Raw genomic sequence first — 26,365 nt, 5'->3', positions numbered from 1 at the left:
GCGAAACACGCGTACCCGGGGTGTGTGCACCCTTCGCCACCCCGGGTACGCGCGTTTCGGCGCCCTTGACAATATTTTTTGTCAAGACCAGACTGAGACCATGGTCGAGATCGAGGTGATCACCGACCCGGCGGCCGCAACCAGCGCGCTCGATCCCGTTCGTGCGCGGCTGCTGGCCGAGCTGAGCGAGCCGGCGTCCGCCGCGACGCTGGCCGCTCGGGTCGGCCTGACCCGTCAGAAGGTCAATTACCACCTGCGGGCGCTGGAACGGCACCGGTTGGTGGCCGTCGCCGAGGAGCGGCAATGGGGCGGGCTGACCGAACGTCTGCTGGTCGCCAGCGCCGCCTCCTACGTGGTGTCCCCCAGCGCCCTGGGTCAGGTCGGCGCCCGGGTGGACAAGACCAACGACCGGTTCTCCGCCGGCCACCTCATCGCGCTGGCGGCACGCGTGGTCAACGAGGTGGGCGAAATATGGCAGGCGGCACGCAAAGCCGACAAACGCCTGGCCACACTGTCCATCGACACCACGATCCGCTTCCGGTCCCCGGCGGATCGCGCCTTCTTCACCAGGGACCTCACCGAGGCGGTCGCGGCACTCGCGGCCCGCTACCACGACGAGACGGCACCGCGCGGACGGCCCCATCGTCTGTTCGTCGCGTCCTATCCCGCGCCGTCGACCGACGAGAATCAGGAGCGCCGAGATGCCCGTGCACCATGACGACGAAAAACGCTGGGTGGAACTGCAACTGGTGGTGCCCGGCACTCCGGAACAGGTGTGGCAGGCCGTTGCCACGGGACCCGGGAACACGGCCTGGTTCACCAGGACCGCCATCGACGAGAAGGTCGGCGGCCCCCTCGAATTCGATTTCGGGCCCAACGGTTCCTCCAGCGGCGAAGTGACGCAATGGGAACCGCCACACCGGTTCGGCTACGTCGAACGCGACTGGTGTGACGACGCGCCGCCGGTGGTCACCGAGATCACCGTCACCGCGCGCTCCGGGGACCACTGTGTCATCCGGATGGTGCACTCACTGTTCACCGAGAGCGCCGACTGGGATGACCAGATCGAGGGCTTCGAATCGGGCTGGCCCGGTCACTTCGCGGTGCTGCACAACTATCTCGCGCACTTCGCCGGTAAGCCGGCGGTGACATTTCACCTCGCCGCCACCGGGGACATGCCCCAGCCCGAGGCGTGGAAGTTGATGCTGGCCGCGTTCGGGCTGGACGCCGCCGACGTCGGTGACCTGCGCACGCTGCACCCCGCACAGGACGATTTCGTCGGTCTCGTGGACCGGGTGTATCAGGACGAGAAACAGCGCTACCTGGTGGCCCGGTTGGCCGAACCGACCGCGGGCGCGGTGATGTTCGGCATCTGTGCTCCCGGCGGTCAGACCGCCACCGGAATCAATGCGTTCTTCTACGGCGACGACGCGGCGCGCAATGCCGCACTCGCGGAGCCCGCGTGGCGCACCCTGCTGGAGGGGGCGCTGCGCTGATCAGCGGGCGGCTTTCTTCCGTTCGATATCGGCCAGGTTCGCGGCCAGTTCGGCGCGCTCGGCGGCCGACGCGTCCCAGGCCACCTTGCGGTTCTTGACCACCTTCGCCGGCGAACCGACCGCGATGGAGAAGTCCGGGATCTCCCCCTTGACCACCGCGTGCGCGCCGAGCACACACCCGCGGCCGACGGAGGTGCCGCGCAGCACGCTCACCTTCGCCGCCACCCAGGTGTCCGGGCCGATCCGCACCGGGCTCTTGACGATGCCCTGGTCCTTGATGGGCAACTCCAGGCTGTCCATCTTGTGGTCGAAATCGCAGACATAGCACCAATCGGCCATCAGCACCGAATCGCCGAGTTCGATGTCCAGGTAGGTGTTGATGACGTTGTCGCGGCCCAGCACCACCTTGTCGCCGATGCGCAGCGAACCCTCGTGACAGCGGATGGTGTTCTTGTCCCCGATGTGCACCCAACGGCCGATCTCCATGGTGGACAGTTCCGGGGTGGCCTCGATCTCCACACCCTTGCCCAGGAACACCATGCCGCGGGTGATGATGTGCGGGTTGCGCAGCTTGAACTTCAGCAACCGCCAGTAGCGCACCAGGTACCACGGCGTGTACGCCTTGTTGGCCAGCACCCAGCGCAGCGAGTCGCGGGTCAGAAACTGCGCCTGACGCGGATCACCCAAGCGCGAACCACGCCACCTCTTGTGTAACGGCGCGCCCCACATCGTCGTCATGGCCGGTCAGCCTACGCGAGCCCGACACGGGCTAGTCTCGGACCTCGATGCCTGCTCGAGGAGGAACTGTGCGCCGGCTTGCTGCCGTGCTGGGAATCGCGGCGCTGACCGTCAGTTCCTGCGCAAACACCGATTCGTGGGTCGAGGCCCACCCGTCGATCGGGTGGGCGGCCCAGTACGCCGACGCCGCCAACAGCAGCTACCGGCCCATCGACGGGGCGCAGGCGCTCGCGCCGGACTGGGAACGCTCGGTCAAGGGCGAGCTCGGCGCCCAGGCCGCGCTGGGATCAGGCAGCTATCTCGCCGTCAACGGCCAGACCCCCGCCGGGTGCTCGCTGATGGTCTGGGAGACCGACAACAACGCCCGCCAGCGCTGGTGCACCCGGTTGTGGCAGGGCGGCGCGTTGTCCAGCCCGCTGTTCGACGATTTCGACAATCTCTACATCGGCCAGCCCGGCGCCATAATGTCCTACCCGCCCACCCAGTGGATCCGGTGGCGTCAGCCGGTGATCGGGATGCCGACCACGCCGCGGCTGCTGTCGCCGGGCCAGTTGCTCGTCCTGACCCATCTGGGTCAGGTGCTGGTATTCGACGCGCACAAGGGCACCGTCGTGGGCACGTCGCTGGATCTGGTGGCCGGGGTGGATCCCACCGACTCCGATCGCGGTCTCGCCGACTGCGCGGCGTCCCGCCGGGAATGCCCGATCTCGGCCGCACCCGCGTTCGGTGCGCAGACCGGGATCGTGGTGGTCGGGCTGTGGGAGCCGGGCGCGCAGGCCCCCGTGCTCGTCGGCCTGCGGTACCGACCGGACCAGACCCCGATCCTGAGCCGCGAGTGGACCAGCGAGGCGGTCGGCGGGGGTCCCCTCGCCAGCCCGGCGCTGTCCGCCGACGGCACCACCGCCTACGTCAACGGCCGCGACGGACGGTTGTGGGCCCTCGACACCGCCGACGGCACCCCGAAATGGTCGGTGGAGCTCGGGTATCAGCCGCAGACGCCGCCCTCGGTGTCCGCCGAGGGCGTCATCGTTGCCGGCGGCGGCCCCGGCGCACAGCTGACCGGTATCACCGATACCGGTGAGATCGTCTGGACACGTGCGGATGTGGAGCCGCTGTCGACGTCGAGCCGAGCCGGTGAGGACATCGGCTACACGGTGGTCCGCGACGGCGAGCGGGGGCAGGCGCTGCTGGTGTTCGACCCCATCGAGGGCGGCACCGTCAACCGCTATCCGCTGCCCGATGCCACCGGCGCGCCGGTCGGGGTCTCGATCGGCCATGACGGCCGGGTGGTGGCCGCGACCAGCGACGGCCAGGTCTACGGGTTCGCGCCCCCTTAGCCTTCGCGGGGATCAGGCGAGCAGCGGGGCGACGGTCGCCCGCGGCACCGATACCTGGACGGCTCCGGCCGCTTCCGGCAACAGTTCGCCCTGACCGAAGAAGAAGATCACCGCATCGTCGGTGATGGCGAAGTTCTGGTAGTTGACCGGGTCCAGACCGGATTCGGGCAACACCGGGTCCGGCATGCCGGACTGCCTGGCCAGGTCGGCCTGCACCACCGGGAAGATCACCGGCAACGGGTCGGTGCCCGCGCGGAACAGATTCTCGAAGGTGATCGGTTTGCGGTAGGCCTGATCCCAGCTGAACGCCTTGTAGAAGGTCTGCGGGTGCGCGCCCCCGACGTTCTGGTAGGTGGTGAACACCACCGATTGCGTACCGCGCGGCGGTACCGCGGAGCTGTACTGCGCCGAGGTGGTGTCCAACTCGTAAGGCATCGCGCGGAAGTCGGGCATCTTGGCCACATTCAGGAATCCGTCGCGGGTCTGCTTGACGTAGTCGATGACCGCCTTCTGGTCCGGGAAATCGGACGGGAAGTTGATGTTGAGCGTGTAGGCCGGATCGGTCTGCTGGATCTGACAGGTGAATCCCGGTCCGGGGGTGGCGCCCACGTCTTCGCATTTGGGCGGCGCGGCCGACGCCGTCGCGGCACCCGCAAGACCCGAGAGGGCGGTGGCGGCCGCGGCCAGCACCGATACGGCAACGGTGGGTACGCGCATCTGGGGGATCCTCCAAGAACCGGGAGCGGCACAGGCGCCGCTGCCCGCCAGGGTACCTGTGGCGCTATCGGGACGGCCGACAAATGAATGCCACCGCACGGCCGGCCGCACCGGTGCCGATGCGGGTGATGACCACCGAGTGCGGCGTCGCGCCGCGCAACTTCAGCCGACGCCGCAGGGCGTCGGGATCCACGTCCAGACCGCGCACCAGGATTTCGAGCGCACCACCGTCGCGGGCCGTCAGTTCGCGGCGCAGCCGCTTCTCGTCGAAACCGATCTCGCCGAGCACCTCGAAACCCCTTACCCCGTCCGGGAGTTCGTCACCGGACAGATACGCGATGTCGGGGTCGAGCTGCCACAACCCGTACCGGGTGCCGTACTGGCGCACCAAACCGGCGCGCACCACCGCACCATCGGGATCGACGATCCAGCGCCCCGCCGGGGCGACGGTGCATTCGTCGGGATCCGCATCGGTGAGCTGCTCACCGCGGTCCAGCAGGGTGGCGCGGCGGCGCACACCCGGTGTCGCCAGACCTGCCGGCCACAGGCAGGCCTCACGTACGCTGCCGCCCAGCGAGCACACCTCGACCTCGCCGTGGAAACCGAGCTCGGAGAGCTGATCGAAATCGATTCCGGGCGCGCACTTCACGACCAGATCGCGTCCGCGGTAGGCGTCGAACAACTCGTCCAGCGGCGGGGTGTAGGCGCGCGGATCGAAACGGCGCCGCCCGCCGCTGCGCCGGCCCGGGTCGGCCAGCACCACGGTGTCACGGGTGACCGGGCGCAGCGCATCGGCGCGGCACACCGCGACATCGGGAACGTTGTTGCGCGCCATGGCCAGTCGCACCGGGTCCAGATCACTGCCCAGCAACTGCCCGGCGACCGGACGCAACGCGGCGAGTTCGGCACCGACCGAGCAGGTCACGTCGTGCACCCGCGCGCCGGTGAGCCGGCGGGCCCGGTGCACGGCGACCGCGGCCGCGGTGGCCTGCTGCAGCGCATCGTCGGTGAACAGCCACGACGACGGATCGCCGAACTTGGCCGCCGCCTTGCGGCGCAGCAGTGTCGTCTCCACGAGCACCGCGGTGCGCTCACCGAAATGTGTTCGCACCGAGGCGATATCGGCGACCTGACCGGCGCCGCTCAGCCCCAGACCGGCCACCTCGGCCAGCGCTCGCCGACCGTCGTCGCCACACAGGTAGGCGACGTCGGCGACGGCGAACTGGACTGCCACCCTGTGTCGCTTCGCTCCTGCCCGCCGTCAGGACGGCTTGACCCCGGTGACCATCACGTTGTAGAACCAGCCCTTGGGCACGACCCGGCGCCACACGTTGGCGTCCACCCAGCTCAGCGTCGTCCAGCTGTTGAACGCGAATTTGGCCCAGCCCCAGCCCAACCGGCCCGGAGGCACCGAGGCCTCGAAGGTGCGGATCGGCCAGCCCAGCATCGCGGCGGTGAATTCTTCGCTGGCGGTGGCCACCTCGACGGCGCCGGCATTGGCCGCCATCCGCTCCAGATCCTCGGGATCGAAGGTGTGCAGGTCCACGACGGCTTCCAGGGCCGCGGCACGCGAGGACTCGTCGAGTTCCTCCTGCGGACGCCGCCAGCCCTCCAGGCCGGGCAGCTTGGTGATGTTGGTGGACAGCCGCCAGGTCAGGGTGGACAGGTTGCGGGCGTAGACGTTGCCGGCACTGGTGGGTTCGCCGGCGAAGACGAAGCGGCCACCCGGCTTGAGGATGCGCACCACCTCGCGCAGCGACTTCTCCACATCGGGGATGTGGTGCAGCACGGCGTGACCGACCACCAGGTCGAAGGTGTTGTCCTCATAGGGGATGCCCTCGGCGTCGGCGACCTTGCCGTCGATATCGAGTCCCAGGCCCTGCCCGTTGCGGGTGGCGACCTTGACCATGCCCGGGGACAGGTCGGTGACCGAGCCGCGCCGGGCCACCCCGGCCTGGATCAGGTTGAGCAGGAAGAATCCGGTGCCGCAGCCCAGCTCGAGCGCCCGGTCGTAGGGCAGTTCGCGCTGCACCTCGTCGGGGACGATGGCGTCGAAGCGACCGCGCGCGTAGTCGATGCAGCGCTGGTCATAGGAGATCGACCACTTGTCGTCGTAGGTCTCGGCTTCCCAGTCGTGATAGAGGATCTGGGCCAGCTTGGTGTCCTTCAGCGCGGCTTCGACCTGCTCGGCGGTGGCGTGCGGATTCGGTGTGAGCTCCGCGTCGGCGTCGACGTGGGGCGTATGGTCCGTGCTCGTCATATGGGCAGCCTAACTGCCGATGGTCGCCTCGAAGACCTCGACGTAGCGGCGTACCCCTTCACCTGGGACGTCGACCACCGCACCAGCGACATTGGGCACCGCACCAGCGACATTGGGCACAGCACCGGCGGCATTGATCATTGCCTTGGCTCCGGCGAGCACGTATCCGGGCGCCTCGGCGTGCCGGCGCGCCCAGCTCAGCGCGGCGTCGTAGACACCGTCCGGGGCCACCAGCTCGTCGACCAGACCGAGGGCCAGGGCCTCGTCGGCGCCGACGAACCGGCCGCTGAACACCAGCTCCTTGGCCCGGGCGGCGCCGACGGTAGCGACCAGCCGGTCGGCCCCGGCGGCGGGCAGCAGCCCGGCGAGCACCTCGGTGACGCCCACCTTGATGTTGTCCCCGGAGATCCGCCAGTCCGCGGCCAGGGCGAGTGCCAGCCCGGAACCCAGCGCGTAGCCGGTGACCGCGGCCACGGTCGGCTTCGGGATGGCCGCGACCGCGTCCAGCGCGGCCCGGCAGGCCGCGGTGACGCTCTCGGCATCGGCGGCGCCGAGACGGCGCAGCTCCGACACGTCGTCCCCGGCACTGAAGACCTCGTGGCCGCCGAACACGATCACGGCGCCGACATCGTCGCGGCCGCCGAGGCCAGCGGCCACCGCCTCGATCTCGCGGTACATCTGCCGGGTCAGCGCGTTGCTGGGCGGTCGGGACAGCACCAGGGTGCCGATCCCCTCGGTGACGACGGCGGTGACGAATTCACCGCTGCTCGCGGTGGCGACGAATTCACCGCCGCTCGCGGTGCCGACGAATTCGCTCATGTGCTTTTCGCGCCCCGGTAGCCGTCCGGGGCGCGCCGGTTGCGGGCCTCGTTGTAGCGGGCGCCGTCGAAGAACTCGATGTCCCAGTCGCCGGTCCCCTTGTCCGCGCTCAGGCTCGGCTCCATCGCCACGATCCGGCGTTCGGTGGCGAGGACGTCGGCCACGCTGCGTCCGTTGACCGAGTCGAGCTGTGACCAGGTGGGCGGCAGCAGGAAGGACCGGCCCTCGGCGAACTCGTCGAGCGCGGCCTGCGGGGTGGACCAGAACGCACGGTCGCTCTCGGTGTTCTCCCCATCGGCGAGTTGGCCGTCCGGAATGGCGCCGACGAAGAAATACGTGTCGTAGCGGCGGGTGCGCTCCTCCTTGGGGGTGACCCAGTTGGCCCACGGCCGCAGCAGATCGGCGCGCAGGACCAGCTTCTCGGCGCGCAGGAAGTCCGCGAAGGACAGCGAGTTGTTGGCCAGCGCCGCGCGCTGCTCGCGGTACACCGATGCGTCGTCGACGAGGATGTCGGAGTCGTCGGCGGCCCCGGCGAACAGCACACCCGACTCCTCGAAGGTCTCCCGGGCCGCGGCGCACACCAGGGCCTCGGCCAGGTCGACATCGACGTTGAGGCGTTCGGCCCACCAGGTGGGTTCGGGGCCGTACCAGGAAATGTTGGTTCCCCGATCGCGCTCGTCGACGCCGCCGCCGGGGAACACCATCACCCCCGCGACGAAGTCCATCGCCGAGTGCCTGCGCATCAGGAAGATCTCCAGTGAGTCCGGGGTGCCCTGATCGCGCAGCAGCATCACCGTGGAGGCGGGCCGGGGCACCAACGGGTCAGCAGTGTCGGTCATGCTCGCCTCCTGTGCGCAGCGCGGCTACGGGTGCGCCGCGCGAAATACCGGCCGTCGATGTAGTCCAGCGCGATCGACTGCCCGAACGCCGTGGACAGATTCTCCGCGGTCAGCACATCGGTCAGCAGCCCGGCACCGACCACGCTGCCCTCCGAGAGCAGCAGGCAGTGGCTGAACCCGGGCGGGATCTCCTCGACGTGGTGGGTGACCAGCACGATGGCCGGTGCGTCGGGGTCGGCGGCCAGATCGGCCAACCGGGAGACCAGTTCCTCGCGGCCGCCGAGGTCCAGTCCGGCGGCGGGCTCGTCGAGCAGCAGCAGTTCCGGATCGGTCATCAGCGAGCGGGCGATCAGCACCCGTTTGCGCTCCCCCTCGGACAGCGTGCCGTAGGTGCGTTCGGCCAGATGCTCGGCGCCCAGGCTTTCCAGCATGTCGACGGCCTGCTCGTAGTCGACGTCGTCGTACTTTTCCCGCCAGCGGCCCAGCACCGCGTACCCGGCCGACACCACCAGGTCACGGACGATCTCGTCGTCGGGAATCCGTTGGCTCAGCGCCGAACTGCTCAGCCCGACCCGGGACCGCAGCTCTGACATGTCGGTGCGCCCGAGTCGCTCGCCGAGCACGAACGCGGTGCCCGAGGACGGGTGCTCGATGGCGGCAGCCATCCTCAGCAGTGAGGTCTTGCCCGCCCCGTTCGGACCGATCACCACCCAGCGCTCGTCGAGTTCGACGGCCCAGTTGATGGGCCCGACCAGCGTCTTACCCCCACGGCGCAGGGTGACCTTGGCAAAATCGATCAGCAGGTCGGGGTCTGCAACGGGCTCGTCTGCTGGCACCCGCTCATCGTAGTGTCGTCGCCCCCGGCCACACGGCGCCGCCCACCACCGCCCGGTGCCTCTTCCCGTCGCTCCGCTCGCCCGGCTGCGCCGAAGTCGTGGAAGAGCAGCCGCCGCGGCATGTACCGCAGGATCAGTTGCACCAGTGGGCCGATCCCGAACGCGTAGATGACCGTCCCGACACCGACGGTGCCGCCGAGCAGCCACCCCGCGGTCAGCACGGTGGCCTCGATGAGGGTGCGGACCAGCCGCACCGACAGCCCGGTGCGCGCCACCAGTCCGGTCATCAGTCCGTCACGAGGGCCGGGGCCGAGCCCGGCACCGATGTAGAGCACGGTGCTGACGGCGTTCAGCAGCACCGCGCCCAGCATCATCGGGACCCGCAGCCCGATGTCGTCGGGGGCGGGCAGCACGGCGATACCGATGTCGACGGTGACCGCGATGACGATGACGTTGGCGATGGTGCCGATGCCCGGACGGTTGCGCAGCGGGATCCAGGCCAGCAACACCACCACCCCGACCACCGCCGAGGCGAGGCCGATGGTCATCCCGGTGTGCCGGCTCAGGCCCTGGTGAAAGACATCCCACGGGTCCAGTCCGAGTCCGGCCTGGACCATCATGGCCATGGAGAAGCCGTAGCCGGTCAGGCCTGACAGGAGTAGTCCGGCGGGCAGGAGCGCAGCGACCCGGGGAGTTGATTCAGCTCCGCGGGTCAGTCTGGTGGTCATGCGTGGTCGGGGAAGCGGGCGCGGATCGCGTCCAGTTCGCCGTGCACCCGGCGGGCATCGGCGCTGTCGATGGCACGACTGTTGTAGGTGCCGGACCGCCGGTACTTCCCCGCCACTCGAGATATCCAGTTCTTCCTCATGACTCGATGATCATGGTCATGTGGCTTGCCAATCAATAGCCAGTTGGCGGATACTGGCCTCAATGTCTAGCGATATGGGAACAAGAGCGCTCGATGTGGACTTATTGGCCCGCGAACTGGGCAACTGGCGCACGACCAGTTTGACTGGTCCGGCCTACCTGGGGCTGGCCGACGCCATCCGGCTGCTCATCGTCGACGGCCGCGTCCCGGTGGGATCGCGGCTGCCCAGTGAGCGGGCGCTGGCCGATGTGCTGCGGGTCTCGCGGACCACGGTCACCGCCGCGTTCAACGCCCTGCGCGAGGACGGCTACCTCAATGCCCGCCGCGGCGCCCGCAGCACCGCTTCCCTACCGCCGCGACCGCAGATTCCCGCCGCGACCGGCGCACCGACCATGAGCCTTGCCGCCGCCGCGCTGTCCGCGCCGGGTGCCGCCGTGCTGGAGGCCTTCGCCGATGCCGCCCACGACATCGCGCCGTATCTTGCCGAAACGGGCCACGAACTCACCGGCGTCTGCGCGCTGCGCACCGCGGTGGCCGAAAGATATTGCGCGCGTGGACTCCCCACCGACCCGGCACAGATCATGATCACCAGCGGTGCCCAACACGCCATCGGCCTGATCTTGGCGGCGTTCACTCAGCCGGGAGACCGGGTGCTCGTCGAGCAGCCCAGCTATCACGGGGCGCTGTCCTGCATCTCGACTTCGGGGGCACGCGCGGTACCGGTGGCGCTCAACGAGAATGGCTGGGAGCTCGACGCTCTGCACTCCGCGATCCGCCAACTGGCCCCGGTACTGGCTTACGTCATCCCCGACAATCACAATCCCACCGGATTCACCATGCCGCCTCAGGAACGAAACCGACTGGGCCACATCATCTCCGAGACCAGGACCCGTACCATCGTCGACGAGTCCATCCTGGACATGTGGATCGACGAGGAACCGCCTGCGCCGCTGGCCGCCGCCGTGCCGTCCCGACACGACCTGGTGCTCACCATCGGTTCGATGTCCAAATCGTTCTGGGGCGGCCTGCGTATCGGCTGGATCCGGGCCGAACCGGCCACCCTGGCCACCATCGCGGCGCACCGCGCCTCGGTCGACCTGGGCACTCCCATTCTCGAACAACTCGCCGCGGCAAAGCTCCTGCAGATCCGCGACGACGTACTGCCGGAGCGCCGCGAGTTGCTGCTGGCCCGGCGGGCCTTCCTCATCGACCTGCTCGCCCGCCGGCTACCCGACTGGCGGCCCGGCCCCGGCCGCGGCGGGATGTCGCTGTGGGTGCAACTGCCCGTGCCGATGAGCACCGCACTGTCCGCGGCGGCATCGCGGTTGGGACTGGATCTACCCGCCGGGCCGCGGTTCGGGGTCGACGGCACCCTGGAACGATTCATCCGGGTGCCCTACGCGCTGCCCGAACCGCAGCTCGAAGCCGCCGTCGATCTGATGGCGCGGGCCTGGCAGTCCATCACCGGGAGCGCCGTCACCGGCGAAACCCGCACGGCGGTGGTCGTTTAGTACTCCGGGATCTCCACCCGGCGCGCCGTCCCGTCGACCGCGTCGGCGGCCTCGATCTCACCGCGGGTCACCCCGAGGATGAACAGCACGGTGTCCAGGTACGGATGGCTCAGTGAGGCATCGGCAACCTCCCGCAGCGCCGGTTTGGCATTGAACGCCACCCCGAGCCCGGCCGCCGACAGCATGTCGATATCGTTCGCGCCGTCACCGACGGCCACGGTCTGCTCCATCGGCACGCCGACCTGCTGCGCGAAATCACGCAGCGCCTTGGCCTTCCCGGGCCGGTCGATGACCTGGCCCACCACCCGACCGGTGAGCTTGCCGTCGACGATCTTCGAGCTCGTTGGCGGCCACGAAATCCATCATCAGGTCGTGGGCCAGCGGCTCGATCACCTGACGGAAGCCACCGGAGACGATGCCGCAGTGATAGCCCAGCCGCCGCAACGTCCGGATGGTGGTTCTGGCGCCGGGGGTCAGCTCGATCTGGTCGGCCACCTCGTCGAGCACCTCGGCGGGCAGGCCCGCCAACGTCGCCACCCGCTTGTGCAACGACTCGGCGAAGTCCAGTTCACCGCGCATCGCGGCCTCGGTGACCTCGGCGACCGCAGCGAGTGCACCCGCCCGGTCGGCCAGCATCTCGATGACCTCGCCCTGGATCAGCGTGGAGTCGACATCGAACACGATCAGCCGCTTGGTGCGCCGCGACAGGCTGTAGTCCTCCAGCGCGATGTCGACACCGAGCGTGACGGCGGAGCGCGCCATCACGTTCTGCAACTGCACGTAGGTCGCACCGCCCGGGGGTACCGAGACGCGCAGTTCCAGACCGGTGACCGGATAGTCGGACACACCGCGGATGGCGTCGATGTTGACCCCGAGGGCCGCGACCTCATGGGCCACCACACCGAACGCCTCGGCAGTGATGGGCCGACCCAGCACCACGATGGTGTGGGTGGAGGGCCCCTCCAGCACCGGCTTGTCGTCGCTGCGCTCGATCTCGACGTCCAGGCCCACCCCGTGGATGGCGGCGCGGACTTCGCCGTCGAACTCGGCGCCGTCGGCGACCTTGGAATCCACCGACACCAGCACACCGAGGGTGAGCCGGCCGCGGATGACGACCTGTTCGACGTTGAGCAGCTCCACGTGGTGCCGCGAGAGCACCTCGAAAAGTGCGGACGTCACGCCGGGCTGGTCCACGCCGCTGACGGTGATCAACAACGATGAACGCTTGCGCGAGGGGTCGACTGACTGCGAGGCCGTCGGCACACTCACCTCCGTTTGATGCCTCGAGATCGGCGTTTGACCACGAACGCGCGACTATGGGTCAGGTGAGCGTCAGATCAGCTGCGGACTTCGACGTCATCGATTCTGGTCACGTCACCGTCGTCGGGTCCGTGGGCCCGGCCGATGTGCGCTTCGGCACGCATCCGCTCCACCATGTGCGGGTAGTGCAGCTCGAAGGCCGGACGCTCCGAACGGATCCGGGGCAGCTCGGTGAAGTTGTGCCGCGGCGGCGGGCAGCTGGTGGCCCACTCCAGGGAGTTGCCGTAGCCCCACGGGTCGTCGACCACGACCGGCTCGCCGTAACGCCAGCTCTTGAAGACGTTCCAGACGAACGGCAGCGTCGAGATGCCCAGCAGGAACGCGCCCGCGGTGGAGATGACGTTCAGCGTGGTGAACCCGTCACTGGCCAGGTAGTCGGCGTAACGACGCGGCATACCCTCGTCACCCACCCAGTGCTGCACCAGGAAGGTGAGGTGGAAGCCGATGAAGGTCAGCCAGAAGTGCAGCTTGCCCAGGCGCTCGTCGAGCAACCGGCCGGTCATTTTCGGGAACCAGAAGTAGATGCCCGCGTAGGTGGCGAACACGATGGTGCCGAAGAGCACGTAGTGGAAGTGCGCGATGACGAAGTAGCTGTCGGTGACGTGGAAGTCCAGCGGCGGGCTGGCCAGCAGCACACCGGACAGTCCACCGAGCAGGAAGGTGACCAGGAAGCCCACCGAGAACAACATCGGTGTCTCGAAGGTCAACTGCCCCTTCCACATCGTGCCGATCCAGTTGAAGAACTTGATACCGGTCGGCACCGCGATCAGGAAGGTCATGAAGCTGAAGAACGGCAGCAGCACCGCACCCGTGGCGTACATGTGGTGTGCCCACACGGCCACCGACAGCGCCGCGATGCCCAGCGTCGCGTAGATCAGGGTGGTGTACCCGAAGATCGGTTTACGGCTGAACACCGGGAAGATCTCCGAGACGATGCCGAAGAACGGCAGCGCGATGATGTACACCTCGGGGTGCCCGAAGAACCAGAACAGGTGCTGCCACAGCAACACACCCCCGTTGGCCGGGTCATAGATGTGTGCGCCGAGATGACGGTCGGCGGCCAGACCGAACAGTGCGGCGGTCAGCAGCGGGAAGGCCAGCAGCACCAGGATCGAGGTCACCAGGATGTTCCAGGTGAAGATCGGCATCCGGAACATGGTCATACCGGGGGCACGCATGCAGACCACCGTGGTGATCATGTTGACGCCACCGAGGATGGTGCCCAGACCACCGACGGCCAAGCCCATGATCCACAGGTCGCCGCCGGCGCCCGGGGAGTGAATGGCATCGGTCAGCGGCGAGTAGGCGGTCCAACCGAAGTCGGCGGCACCGCCGGGGGTGATGAAGCCACCCATGGCGATCAGGGCGCCGAACAGGAACAGCCAGAAGGAGAAGGCGTTCAGCCGCGGGAAGGCGACGTCGGGGGCACCGATCTGCAGGGGCAGCACCAGGTTCGCGAAGCCGAACACGATCGGGGTCGCGTAGAAGAGCAGCATCACCGTGCCGTGCATGGTGAACAGCTGGTTGTACTGCTCGTTGGACAGGAACTGCAGGCCCGGCACCGCGAGTTCGGTGCGCATCAGCAGCGCCATCAGGCCGCCGATGAAGAAGAAGATGAAGCAGGCGACGCAGTACATCATGCCGATCAGCTTGTGATCGGTCGTGGTGATCAGCTTGTAGATGAGGTTGCCCTTGGGGCCCATCCGCTGCGGGAACGGACGCCGTGCCTCGAGTTCTCCGATTGGGGGCGCTTCGGCTACCAACAGATCCTCCATAAAAAGTCGACGGGTCATCCCGGCAATGGCTCTGTCGGGCATCTTATCCCCATCTCCGCCAGCCGCGGCATCGGTGTCCTACAAACTGTCGTATTCGCGTGTGGACGGTGTCTGACCGGCCGGGAACAGCGCTGTTGCTACCCTCGGGCGCGTGCCGTTCCCCACTGCGCGCAAGGGCCTGCTCGCCGCGGGTGTCGCGGCCTCGTTCACCCTGCTGACGGCCTGTGGGGCCGCCGAGACCGCGCCGACCACCGACCCGGGTGCCCCGATCACCAGCACCACCCGGATCGCCAGCGCCGACGTGTTGGGCAACCATCGCAAACCCGACGAATCGTGCGCCCCCGAACCGGCGGCCGCCCCGTCCCCCGACCTGCGCGGCGACCCGCAGCGGATCGTGGCGCTGTCGAGTTCCGAGCTCGACGCACTCTGCGCGCTGGGCCTGCAGGGCCGGGTGGTCGGGACCACCGTGCCCCAGCCGTCCTACCTGGGCACCGTCCTGCACGACGCGCCGGGGTTCGGTCCGCGCGACGCGCCGGACCTGGACGCGATCCGCGGTGCAGCCCCCGACCTGATCCTGGGTTCGGTGACCCAGACGCCCGATTCGTTCGCCGCGCTGACCGAGATCGCGCCCACGGTGTTCACCGGCGGCGCCACCGACTGGCAGGAGACCCTGCGCGCGGTGGCCGCCGCGACCGGGCGCCCCGGCGCCGCCGATGCGGTGCTCGACGGGTTCGCCCGCGACGCCCGCGAAGCCGGTGACCGCGTGGACGCCACCCACTTCCAGGCCTCGGTCGTGCAGTTCACCGAGACCACCATGCGGGTGTACGGCGCGGCGAACTTCCCGGCCACCGTACTGCGCGCGGTCGGCGTGGATCGTCCTGCGGCACAACGCTTCACGGATGTGCCCTACACCGAGGTGAGTACCGCCGAACTGTCCGCGGACACCGATCTGTCCGCGGCCGACGGTGACATCATCTACCTGTCCTTCGAGACGGCCGAAGCCAGGGAACGGGCGGCCACCGTCCTCAACAGCGACGCCTGGCGCAAACTCTCGGCCAACCGGGACGACCGGGTGTACGCGGTGAACAACGAGGTATGGCAGACGGGGCAGGGCGTGGTCGCCGCCCGCGGCATCGTCGACGACCTGCGCTGGCTGAACGCACCCATCAACTGACCCGATTCCCCGGTCGCTACGCTCTCCCGCGCAAGCGGGAGGTACCCCCAGCCCGCCGGTAAACTTCGGCGCGTGTTCCACGTACTGACGATCACCTACCTGCAGCCGCTCGACGTCATCGACAAGACCCGTCCGGCGCATCTGCAATGGTTGACCGACGAGGTCGCCGCCGGCCGTATCCTGCTGGCCGGGCGGGTGCAATCCCAGGACGGTGCGGTACTGATCGCGGCCGAGATGTCCGCCGAGGACGCCGACGCCCTCGCCGCGAGCGACCCGTACACCCAGGCCGGCGTCGTCCGCTACGACCGGGTCAGCTTCACTCCCGGTTTCCGCGCGCCGGGGCTATAAGCCGATTCACAGCTTCAACCGGGATTAGACCGGGTACCCGTCGGGTTGTGTTCCACAGGGCGCACACCGCGCTCAATTCTGTTTCCTTCACTACTGTCTGGTGAAGGTGCATGTATTCGCACGTGGACATGCATGGCTGTCCACAAATACAAAACGCATGTAGAGGACTGATCGATGACCACCACTGTTTCCGCTTACGCCGCCGACTCGGCCACGTCGCCACTGAAGAAGACGACCATCGAGCGACGGGATGTAGGCCCGCACGATGTCGCGTTCGACATCAAGTTCGCCGGTATCTGTCACAGCGACATCCACACCGTCAAGGGTGAGTGGGGCGAGCCCAACTACCCCGTCGTCGTCGGCCATGAGATCGCCGGCATCGTCACCGAGATCGGCTCGGAGGTGACCAAGTACAAGGTCGGCGACCACGTCGGCGTCGGCTGCTTCGTCGACTCCTGCCGCGAATGCGACAGCTGCAAGGAAGGCCTGGAGCAGTACTGCACCGGCCCGGGCGGCATGATCGGCACCTACAACGCCACCGGCAAGGACGGCACCCCCACCTACGGCGGCTACAGCACCGCGATCGTCGTCGACGAGAACTACGTGCTGCGCATCCCCGACAGCATCCCGCTGGACAAGGCTGCTCCCCTGCTGTGCGCCGGCATCACGCTGTACTCGCCGCTGCGGCACTGGAACGCCGGCCCCGGTAAGAAGGTCGCCGTCATCGGCCTCGGTGGTCTCGGCCACATGGGTGTGAAGATCGCCCACGCGATGGGTGCGCACGTCACCGTGCTGAGCCAGTCGCTCAAGAAGATGGAAGACGGTCTGCGCCTGGGCGCCGACGAGTACTACGCCACCTCCGACCCGGACACCTTCACCAAGCTCGCGGGCAAGTTCGACCTGATCCTGAACACCGTGTCGGCCAACCTGGACATGGGCGCCTACCTGGGTCTGCTGGGCCGCGACGGCACCTTGGTCGAACTGGGTGCTCCCGAGCAGCCGCTGTCGGTGCCGTTCTTCCCGCTGGGTGGGCTGCGCCGCAGCCTGGCCGGTTCGATGATCGGTGGTATCGCCGAGACCCAGGAGATGCTGGACTTCTGCGCCGAGTATGACGTGACCCCGGAGATCGAGGTCATCGAGGCCTCCTACGTCAACGAGGCCTACGAGCGGGTGCTCGCCAGCGATGTGCGGTACCGCTTCGTCATCGACACCTCGACGCTGTAGCCGATCCAGGCTGCCACCACGGCCGACAGACACCGGGTATCGCCACAGCGGCGGGACCCGGTGTCTCTCTTTGCGGCGTGCAACGATCTGCGGGTGAACCGGATCCTGCACGTGCTGTCCGCTCTCGGGGTCATCGCCGTCCCCGTGGTCGGCTGGTTCACCCAGCATTGGTCCGGTGGAACCACCCTGGCGGTCTACTGGTTCGAGACGCTCGCCGCCTGCCTGTTCGTGTTGGCGCGGATCGCCTTGCATCAGCGATGGTCACCGCGCCGTGGCCATTTCCGGTACAACGCGGCGGGCCATCAGGGCGGCGGACACATCGACTACCGGACATCGAAGACCCGGCGCCGAAAACCGCTGTCGACGTTTCTGTCCAGCTTCGGGGTCGTCAGCCTGAGCTTCTGCGCCGCACACGGCGTGTTCCTGGGCGTCATCCTCTTCCTGCTCAATCACAACAAGGTCGGCCATCTCGCCCAGATTGATTGGCGTAGTGCGGCATTCGGCTGCCTCAGCGTGCTGGCCTTTCTGACGGTGGGCTTCCTGGTGGATCTGCTCAGCCTGCGGCGCTGGTCGTTCCGCCAACTTGAGCAGACCTCCAGCCAGGTGCTCAGCCGGGTCATGGTCGTGCATCTCACGCTGCTCATCGGTTTCGTCGCGATCGCGCTCACCGACACACCGGACGCGTTCTTCGGTGTGTTCGTGGTCCTCAAGACCATGGCCTCACTGAGCACCGCTCTGCCCCAATGGGAACCGGCCCGGCCACCGAAGTGGCTGAGCAACATGCTGAACCGGATACCGAGCGCGACACCGGGCAAGCGGTTCGAGGAGTCCTGGGCCGACGAGCGCACCGAGGAACGGCAGCGCCTGGAAGCCAACGAACGGCCCTGGGCCGACGGGTAGCGCCGGCTACTGTCCGGCGAGGTCGGCCAGTGGCCATCCCGCGGCCGCCAACTTCGCCGCCACCCTGGCGGTATTCTCCGGGCCCGCATCGTGTTTGGTGACCTCAGAGATCGATGCAGCAATGTCGTCGCGCGTGATCGGTTCCTCGATATCGGCGGGCGCAGCGACCTCGGCGATATTGCGCACCACCTCTTGCACCTGGTCTTCGGTCAGTGGGGTGGCCCGCAGCAGCGCCAGCAGCGGCACCTGGTCCGGACCGGGAACCCCGTCCGGGTAACCGGCGCGCAGCCAGTTCAAGATCGAAGCCATCAGAGTGGTGACGGTCATGAGCTGAGTGTCTCATTGGACGGCACGGCACGGCGCAGCGCCCGCACCACACTGTTTCTGGCGAGATCGACCTTGAACCCGTTCTGCGCCAGCGGGGCGGCCCCGTCGGTGATCAACTCGGCCGCGGCGCGGAACGAGGCGTCACCGGCCGGGGAACCGATCAGGCTCGCTTCGGCCGCGGCCCCCCGCCAGGGTCTGGCGGCCACACCTCCCAGCGCCAGCGCGGCGGCCACGATCTCGCCGTCGGCGAGTTCGACGCCTGCCGCCACCGACACCAGGGCGAATGCGTAGCTGTGTCGGTCGCGCACCTTGAGATACCAGCTGTGCGGGCCCAGCGGTGACGGCGGTAGTTCGATCCCGGTGATCAGTTCGCCGGGGCGCAGGGTGTTGTCGCGTACCGGAGTATCCCCTGGCAGCGCGAAGAACTCGTCGATGCGCTGCAGTCGGTGGCCCTCGGGTCCTTGGACATGCAGGCGGGCATCGAGCGCGGCCAGGGCGACCGCCATATCGGAGGGGTGCACCGCCACACACGCCGCGCTGGCGCCGAACAAGGCGTGTTCCCGGTTGAACCCCTGCAGCGCGGCGCAGCCGGATCCCGGATTGCGCTTGTTGCAGTGGGCGAAGGAAGGATCCATGAAGTACGGGCACCGGGTGCGCTGCATGAGGTTTCCCCCGACGGTGGCCATATTGCGGATCTGGGTGGTGGCACCGGACAGGATCGCCTGCGACAGCATCGGGTACTGCCCGCGGATCAGCGGGTGGTTGGCCGTCGCGCTGTTGGTGGCCCCCGCGCCCACCAGCACCCCTCCGTCCTCGGTCGGGGTGATCGATCGCAGGTCGAGGCGGCCGATGTCGACCAGCGCGGCGGGGCTTTCGACGCCGAGCTTCATCAGATCGAGCAGGTTGGTGCCACCGGCGTAGTAGCGGGCACCGGCGGTGGCGCTGCGCACCGCACCGTCGACCGTGCCGGCGTGCTCGAAGGCAAAGGTCTTCACAACGCCACATCCTTGATCGCCGCGACGATGTTGGCGTAGGCCCCGCACCGGCAGATGTTGCCGGCCATCCGTTCCCGGATCTCCGCGTCGGACAACGCGTCCGGCCCGTCGGTGAGGGTGTGCCGACACCCCTCGAACGACGCCGCGGACAGATCTCCGCGGCCGAACTCGCGCAGCACCGCACGTGCCGAGGTGATCTGACCGGAAGTGCAGTACCCGCACTGAAATCCGTCATGCCGGATGAAGGCGCACTGGACGGTGTCCAACTCCCCGCCGTCACCCTCGATCGTCTGGACCGCCGCGCCGTCGATCGAGGCGGCCAGCGTCAGACAGCTCAGCACCCGCTCCCCGTCGACGGTCACCGTGCAGGCACCGCACAGTCCGTGATCGCAGCCCTTCTTGGTCCCGGTGAGCCCGAGCCGTTCGCGCAGCAGGTCCAGCAGGGTGGTGCGGATGTCGGCGCTCAGCTCGTGCCGTGTGCCGTTGACGGTCAGCTGTAGATCGGTCATGACGTCGGCTCCGGTTCGAAGGGCTGTAGCAGGGATTCCAGGGTGATCGGCAGATCACGCAGCCGCTTACCGGTGGCGTGGTACACCGCATTGGCGATGGCGGCGGGCACCCCGCAGGTACCGATCTCGCCGATACCGCGCACCCCGATCGGGTCGAGGCCGAAGTCGGGAACGTCGATGAAGGTGATGTCGAAGTCGGGGCGGTCGGCATGCGTGGGCAGGTAGTACTCGCCGATGAGCTGGCCGGTGCGCTCGTCATAGGGCACCTGTTCCAGCAGCGCCATCCCCAGCCCGAAATTGATACCGCCCATCACCTGATTGGCCGCCAGCTTCGGGTTCAGGACACGCCCGCAGTCCATGACCGCGGTCCATCGGGTCACCGCTACCCGGCCGATTTCCTCGTCCACCTCCACCTCGCAGAAATGAGCGCCGAAAGACTGTGACAGTGGCCCGGTTTCGTCGGGTCCGCCGCTGGTGACGGTGAACGTCAGCCGCTCGCACAGCTCGGGCTCGGCACGCAGCACATCGCGCAGTTCGGCGGCCGAGGTCAGTGTGCGGCCCACACGCTGGCGCCACTGCCGGCCGGCGAGTGCGACCGCGGAGCCCACCGTGGCCGTGGTCTGCGAGGCACCGCTGTAGGGCGCGTCGGGGAACAGCGAGTCACCGGATTCGAACGTCACCGCCTCCAGCGGCATCCCGGTGGCATCGGCGCCGACCTGCGCCATGACGGTGCGCACACCGGTGCCGATCTCGTGGGTGGCCGCGGCGAACCGGATCTGCCCGTCGGCGGTGGTGACCACCCGGCACCCGGAAGCCATCCGGCGCCCGGGATAGCTGGCGGTCGCCATCCCCCACCCGACCTGGATCCCGTTGCGCCGCATCGTGCGTGGTGCGGCGGGCCGCTGCGACCAGCCGAACCGCTCGGCGCCCTGCAGATAGCAGTCCCGCAGGTGCTTGCCCGACCAGGCCCGGCCGCTGGGCTGGTCGCAGGCCGGGTCGTTGTGCAGCCGCAGTGTCACGGGGTCGGTTACGGTGGCCTCGGCGAGTTCGTCCATCGCCACTTCGAGGGCGAACATGCCCGGCGCCTCCCCCGGACCGCGCATGAAACACGGTGTGGGTGCGTTGATCCGGGCGACCGTATGGGAGACCACCATCCGCGGGGACGCGTAGAGGAAGCGGGCCGTCAGTCCGACCGGTTCGCAGAAATGCGCCACCGTGGACGTCTCGGTGAGGGTGTGCTGTTCGGTGCTCAGCAGGCTGCCGCCGGCATCGGCCACCAGCGCCACCTGCTGTTCGGTGCGCGGCCGGTGCCCGGTCGAGCTGAACATCTGGTTGCGGGTCAGCATCAGTTTCACCGGCCTGCCGACCTGCCTGGCGGCCACCGCGCACAGCACCACATGCATCCACAGGAAGCTCTTCGACCCGAACGCGCCGCCGACCAGCGGGGACAGTATCCGCACCTGGTCCTCGTCAATACCCAGATAGGCGGCCAGCGCACGTCTTTCGCCGGTGATCCAGCGGGTGCTGTCATGCACGGTCAGCATGTCGCCGTCCCAGTGGGCGACGGTCGCCGACAGTTCGATTGGATAGTGCGCGTTGATGGGTGTGGTGAACCGAGCCGCGACCCGGATGCCATCGGGTTCGTCTGCGGCCCCTCGGCTGTCCTGCAGCTTTTCCTCGTCCAGCTTCACGAAATGGTCGGGCCGGTAAGTGCCGTAACGGATCTGGCCGTCCTTCTCGTCGGCGGGCACCGGGGCGCCCAGCACGTCCGCGGCGCTCAGCTGGGCGGGTTCGTGCACGTAGTCCAAGCACATCAGCGAGGCCGCATCGGCGGCCTGCTCCGGGGTTTCTGCGATGACGACCGCGAGGTGCTGCCCGACGTGCTGCACGGTCAGATCCGAGAGCGGGGGGCGGCGTTCCAGCGGCAGGTCCCAGGTCATGTCCACCGGAAGAACTTGCAGCGGTGGGCAATTCAGAGGCGTCAGCACGTGCAGCACACCCGGCGCTGCCGCTGCCGTGGCGGCGGCCGCCGTCATGGAGTCGGCAGTGACGTGTCCCTTCGCGATGGTGGACTGCACCAGCACGCCGTGCACGACTCCGTCGATCACCGTGTCGGCGGCGTAGCGAGCCGCCCCGGTGACCTTGTCGCGGCCCTCGATGCGATCGACCGGCCGCCCGACGGCGGATGTCACGGTTCGACGGCGTCGGTGTCGACGGGGTTGCAGCGCGACACGATCAGCGGATCGGCCGGGGTGAACGGGAACTCGGGCAGATCGTCGATGTGAGTGTCGAAGGCGGCGGCGAGCACCTGCCGCGAGTAGGCGCTCGCCGAGGCGCGGTAGCCGATATCGGCAGGCGAAGGCTGGTCGAAGAAGATCAGGAAATGCCACTGATCGTTGCCGATGTTCTCGATGTGATGCGGGTAGGCGCGCGGAATGAAGTACATGTCCCCGGTGGTCAGGTTCCAGGTGTCAAGCGTGCCATCGGGATTCATGATCGTCATGCGGGCGTCGCCGTGCTGGACGTAGCCCATCTCGGCGGTCACCGGGTGCCAGTGCGGTTCCCGCATCCCGTCGTCGTTGACCCGCAGCGAGTACATCGAGAGGTCCTTCAAGATGGGCCAGAACTGGTCGCGGGCGAAGCGCGCGGTACCGCTGACGTAGTTGAGGCCGGGCGGCTGGGCCTCGATATCGAACTTGTGCGGATCGCTGAAGTACGCGGTCGCCGGGATCTCGGGATCGCCGGTGCGGGCGGCGAGTCTGCGGTCGGTCCTGTCGCGGCGGATCTTGGCCATATCGGAGGCCGGCAGATCGTAGGTGTTGCCCAGCACCGCGTCGCTGAACGCGCCGAGCGTCGCGCCGAAGCCGAAGTCCTCGGGGCGTTCACTGCGGAACGCGACGATGAACTCGGCCACATCGGTGCCGATGTTCTCGATATGGTGCAGCGAACCGGAATTCGCGTGGAACATCTGCCCGGCGGTGAGCACGAACGTGGAGAACCGGCTGTGGTCGTCGAGGATTGAAACCAACGCGGTGCCGGACACGCAGTAGGTCAGTTCGTTGGCGTTGGCGTGCCAGTGCGGTGTCCGCATCGCACCCGGGTTGAGCACCAGTCGTTTCATCGACAGCCCGCGCAGGATCGGGAAGTTGTCCGCGGTGATCCGGTGGATGGAGCCGAGATCGGACTGTTCGACATCGTCACTGCCGATCAGGGAGATGGCGTGCGGGCTGCGGGCGGGTGCTGCGGTCATGATGTGCTCCTCGGCTGGACTCGGCGACTCGATGGGTCCAAGCCTGCTCTGCCGGGCGCCCGCTGTCGACGACGCTGCCCGGCAACGCCGGCGCCGTTTTCCCGCAGGCCGCACTACCGGGTAGCCCCCATTCCGCGCCGCACCCGGCGCGCGGACAGCGCGCCGGGTGCGACAATGCAGCCGCGCGGAAAGGGTCGGCGCCGAAAGGACAGCATGGATGCCCTGCGGGTGGTCATCGCCGACGATGACGTGCTGTTGCGCGAAGGTCTCGCGAGTCTGCTGCAGCGCGAAGGGTTCGAGGTCGTGGGCCAGGCGGGCGACGCCGAGCAGCTGCTGGCACTGGTGGACGGGCAGGATCCTCAGCTGGTGCTCACCGATATCCGGATGCCGCCGGGACACAGCACCGAGGGTCTGGATGCCGCCCGGCTTATCCGCGAACGCTCGCCGGAGACGGCGATCATGGTGCTCTCGGCGCACGTCGACGTCGATCACGCCATGGAACTGCTGGCCGGCGGTCACAGCATCGGCTATCTGCTCAAGAGCCGCGTGGTCGACGTGAACGATTTCGTGGACACGCTGCGCCGCGTCAGCCATGGCGCCTCGGTGATCGACCCCGCCCTGGTGGCCGAGTTGGTCTCCGCGCGCCGGCGCGACGATCCGCTGGCGGCGTTGAGCAACCGTGAACGCGAGGTACTCACGCTGATGGCCGAGGGCCTGTCCAACGGGGGCATCGGGCGCCGCTTGTGGGTCACCGAAGGCACCGTCGAAAAGCATGTGCGCAGCATCCTGACGAAGCTGGATCTCCCCGAGACCGGCGACGATCACCGCCGGGTGCGGGCGGTCATCGTGTACCTCGAATCGCGATAACCCGTCCGTCAGAGCAGGCCGCGGATCGCTTCCGCGGACAAGGTGAGTTTGGGCAGGAACCCTCTGGCCGGGCTCGCGGCCACCAGATCCGCGAAATCCTGCTCATCATGGGTGGAGGTGAGGATCACCGCGATGTCGCGGTGGCTGTCGTTGAGCCGGCCGGCGACATCGAATCCGCTGTCGGCCCCCAGATCGACGTCCACGAGCGCGAGGTCGGGATGCAGTTCGGCAGCCAGCCGCACCGCCTCCGTGGCGTCGGCCGCAGCGCCGACCACCGCGAAGCCACCGCGTTCCAGCATGGCGCGCGCGGCGTCCCGGAACGCGGCGCTGTCATCGACGATCAAGCAGCGCGGAACAGTCATGACACCAGCTTGGCAGGCAGGTCCGGCAATGGCATTCCTGTTAACGGGAATCTTCGCCGACGCCGCCATCCCTGCGCGGGGCTACCATCGCCCGGTGACCTGGCGAACCCTGCCGAACCGGATGCTGGCACAGGTGGTGCGCCCCACTGCGCGCCCGGTCGGCGTCGGCATCATCGTGGCAATCCTGTTCCTGATCGCCGAGGTCGGTGCGGTGGCCGCGCTCAAGCAGGTTGCCCCCGAGAATGCGTTCGGTGCGCTGCTCCTGCTCGGTGTGCTGGTGGTCTCGGCGGGCTGGGATGTGGGATTGGCCGTCGCGACCTCGCTGGCGAGTGCGGCGGTGTATGCGTATCTGCACCTGGAGGGACGGGACAGCCTGGCCCCCGCGCTGGCGGTGTTCCTGACGCTGGCGTTGCTGACCAATGTCCTTGTCGGGCAAGCCCGATTGCGTGCCGCCGAAGCCGAACAGCGTCGAGCTCACGCCGATTCCCTCGCCGCGCAGCAGGCCGCGCTGCGCAGGGTGGCCACCCTCGTCGCGCGGTCTGCCGACCCTGCAGAGGTGTCCACCGTGGCCGTCGATGAGCTTTCCCAGAGCCTCGGAGCCGATCACGTGACGCTGGTGCGTTTCGAATCCGAACACAGCTGCGTCGTGGTCGCCGCGCGGGACCGCGCCGATCCGGCGGGAAGCAACGCAATGTCTGTCGGCGAACGGTTTGCGCTGACCGGTGACAGCATCAGCGCCCGCATCCTCAGGACCGGTCTGCCCGACCGCATCGATGACTACGCCACCGCGGCCGGCCCCATCGCCACGCGGCTGCAGGGCCTGGGGGTGCGGTCGGGAGCCGGCACCCCGTTGGTCGTGGACGGCGCCATCCGAGGCGCCCTGCTGGTGGGATCACGTCAGTCACAGGCAATTTCGCCGCACCTCCAGGATCACGTCGGCGACTTCGCCGATCTCGTCTCCACGGCGCTCGCCAACGCCGAGACCCGCGCCGAGCTCACCGCATCACGTGCGCGCATCGTGGCCGCCGCCGATGAGGCGCGGCGCGGTTTCGAACGCGACCTGCACGACGGCGCCCAGCAGCGCATCGTGTCACTGAGCTTGCAGCTGCGGGCCATCGAGGCCTTGGCAGCTGATCCGCTGCGCACCGAACTGTCGCAGGTGGTCAATGGTCTGGCGGAGTTGCACACCGATCTGCAGGAACTCTCGCGCGGCATGCACCCGGCCGTGCTGTCGCGGGGCGGGCTGCGCCCGGCGCTGCGGGCGTTGGCGCGCCGGTCGCCCGTTCCCGTGGAACTCGATGTGCGGGCCGAGGGCCGGCTGCCCGAGTCTGTCGAGGTGGCCGCCTATTACGTCATCGCCGAATCGCTCACCAACACGGCGAAATACGCCGGGGCGGAGGTGGTGACGGTCTGTCTCTACATCGAGGACGGCGTGCTGCACCTGTCGGTCGCCGACGACGGTGTCGGCGGCGCCCAGACGGGCGGTGGGTCGGGGCTGATCGGTCTGCGGGACCGGGTGGAGGCGCTGTCGGGGCAGTTCACGGTGGCCAGCACGCCAGGTGAGGGCACCACGCTGCGCGCGACAATCCCGGTCAGCTCCTGAACTGCAGCACCCGGCACGCCTCGGGATCGGCCTTGGCGACGGTCATCCGGCCGACATAGGACGGGTGCCGGTACTTGGCCTCGTTGATCGCGCGTAAGTTGCGCCTGGCACGGCGCGCGGAGAGCTCGACGACATTGGTGTCGGCCATTGCAATCATCGCCATGATGTCCTCCTCGGAGCGGCTTTTCTCACCGTCTGGGCTCCAGACTCCGCTGCGGACCATTGAGGACCCTCAACAAAAGCCATGAACTTGGTAAGAAGAATGCCCGCTGACGTGGGACGTCAAACGC

At 68.2% G+C, this 26,365-nt stretch carries 27 protein-coding genes and 1 pseudogene; 10 read left to right on the top strand and 18 right to left on the bottom strand.

Annotation, left to right across the window (positions count from 1 at the left end; all coding sequences use genetic code 11):
* The first annotated feature begins 100 nt into the window (after positions 1 to 100).
* Both C6A86_RS09835 and C6A86_RS09830 read left to right on the top strand, forming a co-directional pair.
* On the top strand, positions 101 to 718 hold the full coding sequence (locus C6A86_RS09835) for a helix-turn-helix domain-containing protein (RefSeq protein WP_105362986.1): 618 nt from the start codon (positions 101 to 103) through the stop codon (positions 716 to 718).
* Entirely contained in the window at positions 702 to 1,496 is a 795-nt protein-coding gene (locus C6A86_RS09830) for an SRPBCC domain-containing protein (protein WP_105362985.1), read from the top strand. The genes C6A86_RS09835 and C6A86_RS09830 overlap by 17 nt, the downstream gene beginning before the upstream one ends.
* On the opposite strand, the gene C6A86_RS09825 is transcribed toward C6A86_RS09830, so the two are convergent.
* On the bottom strand, positions 1,497 to 2,234 hold the full coding sequence (locus C6A86_RS09825) for an acyltransferase (protein ID WP_105362984.1): 738 nt from the start codon (positions 2,232 to 2,234) through the stop codon (positions 1,497 to 1,499).
* A 47-nt stretch (positions 2,235 to 2,281) separates the two neighbouring features.
* Between C6A86_RS09825 and C6A86_RS09820 the strand changes: the two genes are divergently transcribed.
* A complete protein-coding gene (locus C6A86_RS09820; protein WP_105362983.1) occupies positions 2,282 to 3,571 on the top strand; it encodes a PQQ-binding-like beta-propeller repeat protein in 1,290 nt (429 codons plus the stop codon).
* Positions 3,572 to 3,583: 12 nt separating this feature from the next.
* On the opposite strand, the gene C6A86_RS09815 is transcribed toward C6A86_RS09820, so the two are convergent.
* The 8 genes from C6A86_RS09815 to C6A86_RS09780 all read right to left on the bottom strand — a co-directional run bounded on the left by C6A86_RS09815 (position 3,584) and on the right by C6A86_RS09780 (position 9,910).
* Positions 3,584 to 4,288: an esterase gene (locus C6A86_RS09815; protein WP_105362982.1), complete on the bottom strand. Its 705-nt coding sequence runs from the start codon at positions 4,286 to 4,288 to the stop codon at positions 3,584 to 3,586.
* Positions 4,289 to 4,352: 64 nt separating this feature from the next.
* Positions 4,353 to 5,522, bottom strand: a complete 1,170-nt coding sequence (locus C6A86_RS09810) for a THUMP-like domain-containing protein (RefSeq protein ID WP_199196157.1) — start codon at positions 5,520 to 5,522, stop codon at positions 4,353 to 4,355.
* 27 nt (positions 5,523 to 5,549) lie between these two features.
* Positions 5,550 to 6,548, bottom strand: coding sequence for a class I SAM-dependent methyltransferase (locus tag C6A86_RS09805; protein WP_105362981.1), 999 nt, complete (start codon positions 6,546 to 6,548; stop codon positions 5,550 to 5,552).
* A 9-nt stretch (positions 6,549 to 6,557) separates the two neighbouring features.
* Positions 6,558 to 7,367 (bottom strand): enoyl-CoA hydratase-related protein, encoded by an 810-nt coding sequence (locus tag C6A86_RS09800; protein WP_105362980.1) that lies wholly within the window; start codon positions 7,365 to 7,367, stop codon positions 6,558 to 6,560.
* Positions 7,364 to 8,206, bottom strand: coding sequence for an NUDIX hydrolase (locus tag C6A86_RS09795; protein WP_105362979.1), 843 nt, complete (start codon positions 8,204 to 8,206; stop codon positions 7,364 to 7,366). Before C6A86_RS09795 ends, C6A86_RS09800 begins: the two co-directional genes overlap by 4 nt.
* Positions 8,203 to 9,042 (bottom strand): ABC transporter ATP-binding protein, encoded by an 840-nt coding sequence (locus C6A86_RS09790; protein WP_311101099.1) that lies wholly within the window; start codon positions 9,040 to 9,042, stop codon positions 8,203 to 8,205. Before C6A86_RS09790 ends, C6A86_RS09795 begins: the two co-directional genes overlap by 4 nt.
* Entirely contained in the window at positions 9,003 to 9,770 is a 768-nt protein-coding gene (locus C6A86_RS09785) for a YitT family protein (RefSeq protein WP_396835010.1), read from the bottom strand. The genes C6A86_RS09790 and C6A86_RS09785 overlap by 40 nt, the downstream gene beginning before the upstream one ends.
* Positions 9,767 to 9,910, bottom strand: coding sequence for a hypothetical protein (locus C6A86_RS09780; protein WP_199196023.1), 144 nt, complete (start codon positions 9,908 to 9,910; stop codon positions 9,767 to 9,769). The genes C6A86_RS09785 and C6A86_RS09780 overlap by 4 nt, the downstream gene beginning before the upstream one ends.
* A gap of 62 nt (positions 9,911 to 9,972) precedes the next feature.
* Between C6A86_RS09780 and C6A86_RS09775 the strand changes: the two genes are divergently transcribed.
* Entirely contained in the window at positions 9,973 to 11,421 is a 1,449-nt protein-coding gene (locus tag C6A86_RS09775) for a PLP-dependent aminotransferase family protein (RefSeq protein ID WP_311101098.1), read from the top strand.
* Here C6A86_RS09775 and serB read toward each other — a convergent pair.
* Both serB and ctaD read right to left on the bottom strand, forming a co-directional pair.
* Positions 11,418 to 12,684, bottom strand: a pseudogene (gene serB, locus C6A86_RS09770) (phosphoserine phosphatase SerB). The gene C6A86_RS09775 and the pseudogene serB sit on opposite strands and share 4 nt — an antisense overlap.
* Positions 12,685 to 12,758: 74 nt before the next feature.
* Positions 12,759 to 14,504, bottom strand: a complete 1,746-nt coding sequence (gene ctaD, locus C6A86_RS09765) for a cytochrome c oxidase subunit I (RefSeq protein WP_105363538.1) — start codon at positions 14,502 to 14,504, stop codon at positions 12,759 to 12,761.
* Positions 14,505 to 14,667: 163 nt separating this feature from the next.
* Here ctaD and C6A86_RS09760 point away from each other — a divergent pair, with 163 nt between their 5' ends.
* From C6A86_RS09760 to C6A86_RS09745, 4 genes are all read left to right on the top strand, one after another.
* Positions 14,668 to 15,690, top strand: coding sequence for an iron-siderophore ABC transporter substrate-binding protein (locus C6A86_RS09760; protein WP_105363519.1), 1,023 nt, complete (start codon positions 14,668 to 14,670; stop codon positions 15,688 to 15,690).
* Positions 15,691 to 15,762: 72 nt separating this feature from the next.
* Positions 15,763 to 16,038 carry a YciI family protein gene (locus C6A86_RS09755; RefSeq protein WP_105363520.1) on the top strand — a complete coding sequence of 92 codons (276 nt, stop codon included), beginning with the start codon at positions 15,763 to 15,765 and terminating at the stop codon, positions 16,036 to 16,038.
* Positions 16,039 to 16,212: 174 nt separating this feature from the next.
* Positions 16,213 to 17,262 carry an NAD(P)-dependent alcohol dehydrogenase gene (locus tag C6A86_RS09750; protein WP_105363521.1) on the top strand — a complete coding sequence of 350 codons (1,050 nt, stop codon included), beginning with the start codon at positions 16,213 to 16,215 and terminating at the stop codon, positions 17,260 to 17,262.
* A gap of 93 nt (positions 17,263 to 17,355) precedes the next feature.
* The gene (locus C6A86_RS09745; RefSeq protein ID WP_105363522.1) at positions 17,356 to 18,162 is read left to right on the top strand and encodes a DUF6498-containing protein; all 807 of its coding nucleotides are present in this window, start codon (positions 17,356 to 17,358) and stop codon (positions 18,160 to 18,162) included.
* 6 nt (positions 18,163 to 18,168) lie between these two features.
* Here the strand turns inward: C6A86_RS09745 and C6A86_RS09740 are convergent, their stop codons facing one another.
* From C6A86_RS09740 to C6A86_RS09720, 5 genes are read right to left on the bottom strand one after another with little or no spacing between them, the layout of a single operon-like run.
* Positions 18,169 to 18,489: a DUF3349 domain-containing protein gene (locus C6A86_RS09740; protein ID WP_105363523.1), complete on the bottom strand. Its 321-nt coding sequence runs from the start codon at positions 18,487 to 18,489 to the stop codon at positions 18,169 to 18,171.
* Positions 18,486 to 19,484: a xanthine dehydrogenase family protein subunit M gene (locus C6A86_RS09735; RefSeq protein WP_105363524.1), complete on the bottom strand. Its 999-nt coding sequence runs from the start codon at positions 19,482 to 19,484 to the stop codon at positions 18,486 to 18,488. The genes C6A86_RS09740 and C6A86_RS09735 overlap by 4 nt, the downstream gene beginning before the upstream one ends.
* The gene (locus tag C6A86_RS09730; protein ID WP_105363525.1) at positions 19,481 to 19,993 is read right to left on the bottom strand and encodes a (2Fe-2S)-binding protein; all 513 of its coding nucleotides are present in this window, start codon (positions 19,991 to 19,993) and stop codon (positions 19,481 to 19,483) included. The genes C6A86_RS09735 and C6A86_RS09730 overlap by 4 nt, the downstream gene beginning before the upstream one ends.
* A complete protein-coding gene (locus C6A86_RS09725) occupies positions 19,990 to 22,185 on the bottom strand; it encodes a xanthine dehydrogenase family protein molybdopterin-binding subunit (protein WP_105363526.1) in 2,196 nt (731 codons plus the stop codon). The genes C6A86_RS09730 and C6A86_RS09725 overlap by 4 nt, the downstream gene beginning before the upstream one ends.
* Positions 22,182 to 23,243: a cupin domain-containing protein gene (locus tag C6A86_RS09720; RefSeq protein WP_105363527.1), complete on the bottom strand. Its 1,062-nt coding sequence runs from the start codon at positions 23,241 to 23,243 to the stop codon at positions 22,182 to 22,184. The genes C6A86_RS09725 and C6A86_RS09720 overlap by 4 nt, the downstream gene beginning before the upstream one ends.
* Positions 23,244 to 23,456: 213 nt before the next feature.
* Between C6A86_RS09720 and C6A86_RS09715 the strand changes: the two genes are divergently transcribed.
* Positions 23,457 to 24,110 carry a response regulator transcription factor gene (locus tag C6A86_RS09715; protein WP_105363528.1) on the top strand — a complete coding sequence of 218 codons (654 nt, stop codon included), beginning with the start codon at positions 23,457 to 23,459 and terminating at the stop codon, positions 24,108 to 24,110.
* An 8-nt stretch (positions 24,111 to 24,118) separates the two neighbouring features.
* Here C6A86_RS09715 and C6A86_RS09710 read toward each other — a convergent pair whose 3' ends face one another.
* Entirely contained in the window at positions 24,119 to 24,472 is a 354-nt protein-coding gene (locus C6A86_RS09710) for a response regulator transcription factor (RefSeq protein WP_105363529.1), read from the bottom strand.
* 121 nt (positions 24,473 to 24,593) lie between these two features.
* Here C6A86_RS09710 and C6A86_RS09705 point away from each other — a divergent pair, with 121 nt between their 5' ends.
* Positions 24,594 to 26,075 (top strand): GAF domain-containing sensor histidine kinase, encoded by a 1,482-nt coding sequence (locus tag C6A86_RS09705; RefSeq protein ID WP_105363539.1) that lies wholly within the window; start codon positions 24,594 to 24,596, stop codon positions 26,073 to 26,075.
* On the opposite strand, the gene C6A86_RS09700 is transcribed toward C6A86_RS09705, so the two are convergent.
* Positions 26,065 to 26,238 carry a hypothetical protein gene (locus C6A86_RS09700; RefSeq protein WP_158263267.1) on the bottom strand — a complete coding sequence of 58 codons (174 nt, stop codon included), beginning with the start codon at positions 26,236 to 26,238 and terminating at the stop codon, positions 26,065 to 26,067. The genes C6A86_RS09705 and C6A86_RS09700 overlap by 11 nt on opposite strands.
* Positions 26,239 to 26,365: the final 127 nt, after the last annotated feature.

The organism is Mycobacterium sp. ITM-2016-00316, assembly GCF_002968335.2.
Classification (GTDB): Bacteria; Actinomycetota; Actinomycetes; order Mycobacteriales; family Mycobacteriaceae; genus Mycobacterium.
The sequence above is the reverse complement of the archived record's forward strand: the minus strand, read 5'-3'. Positions and strand labels throughout refer to the sequence as shown.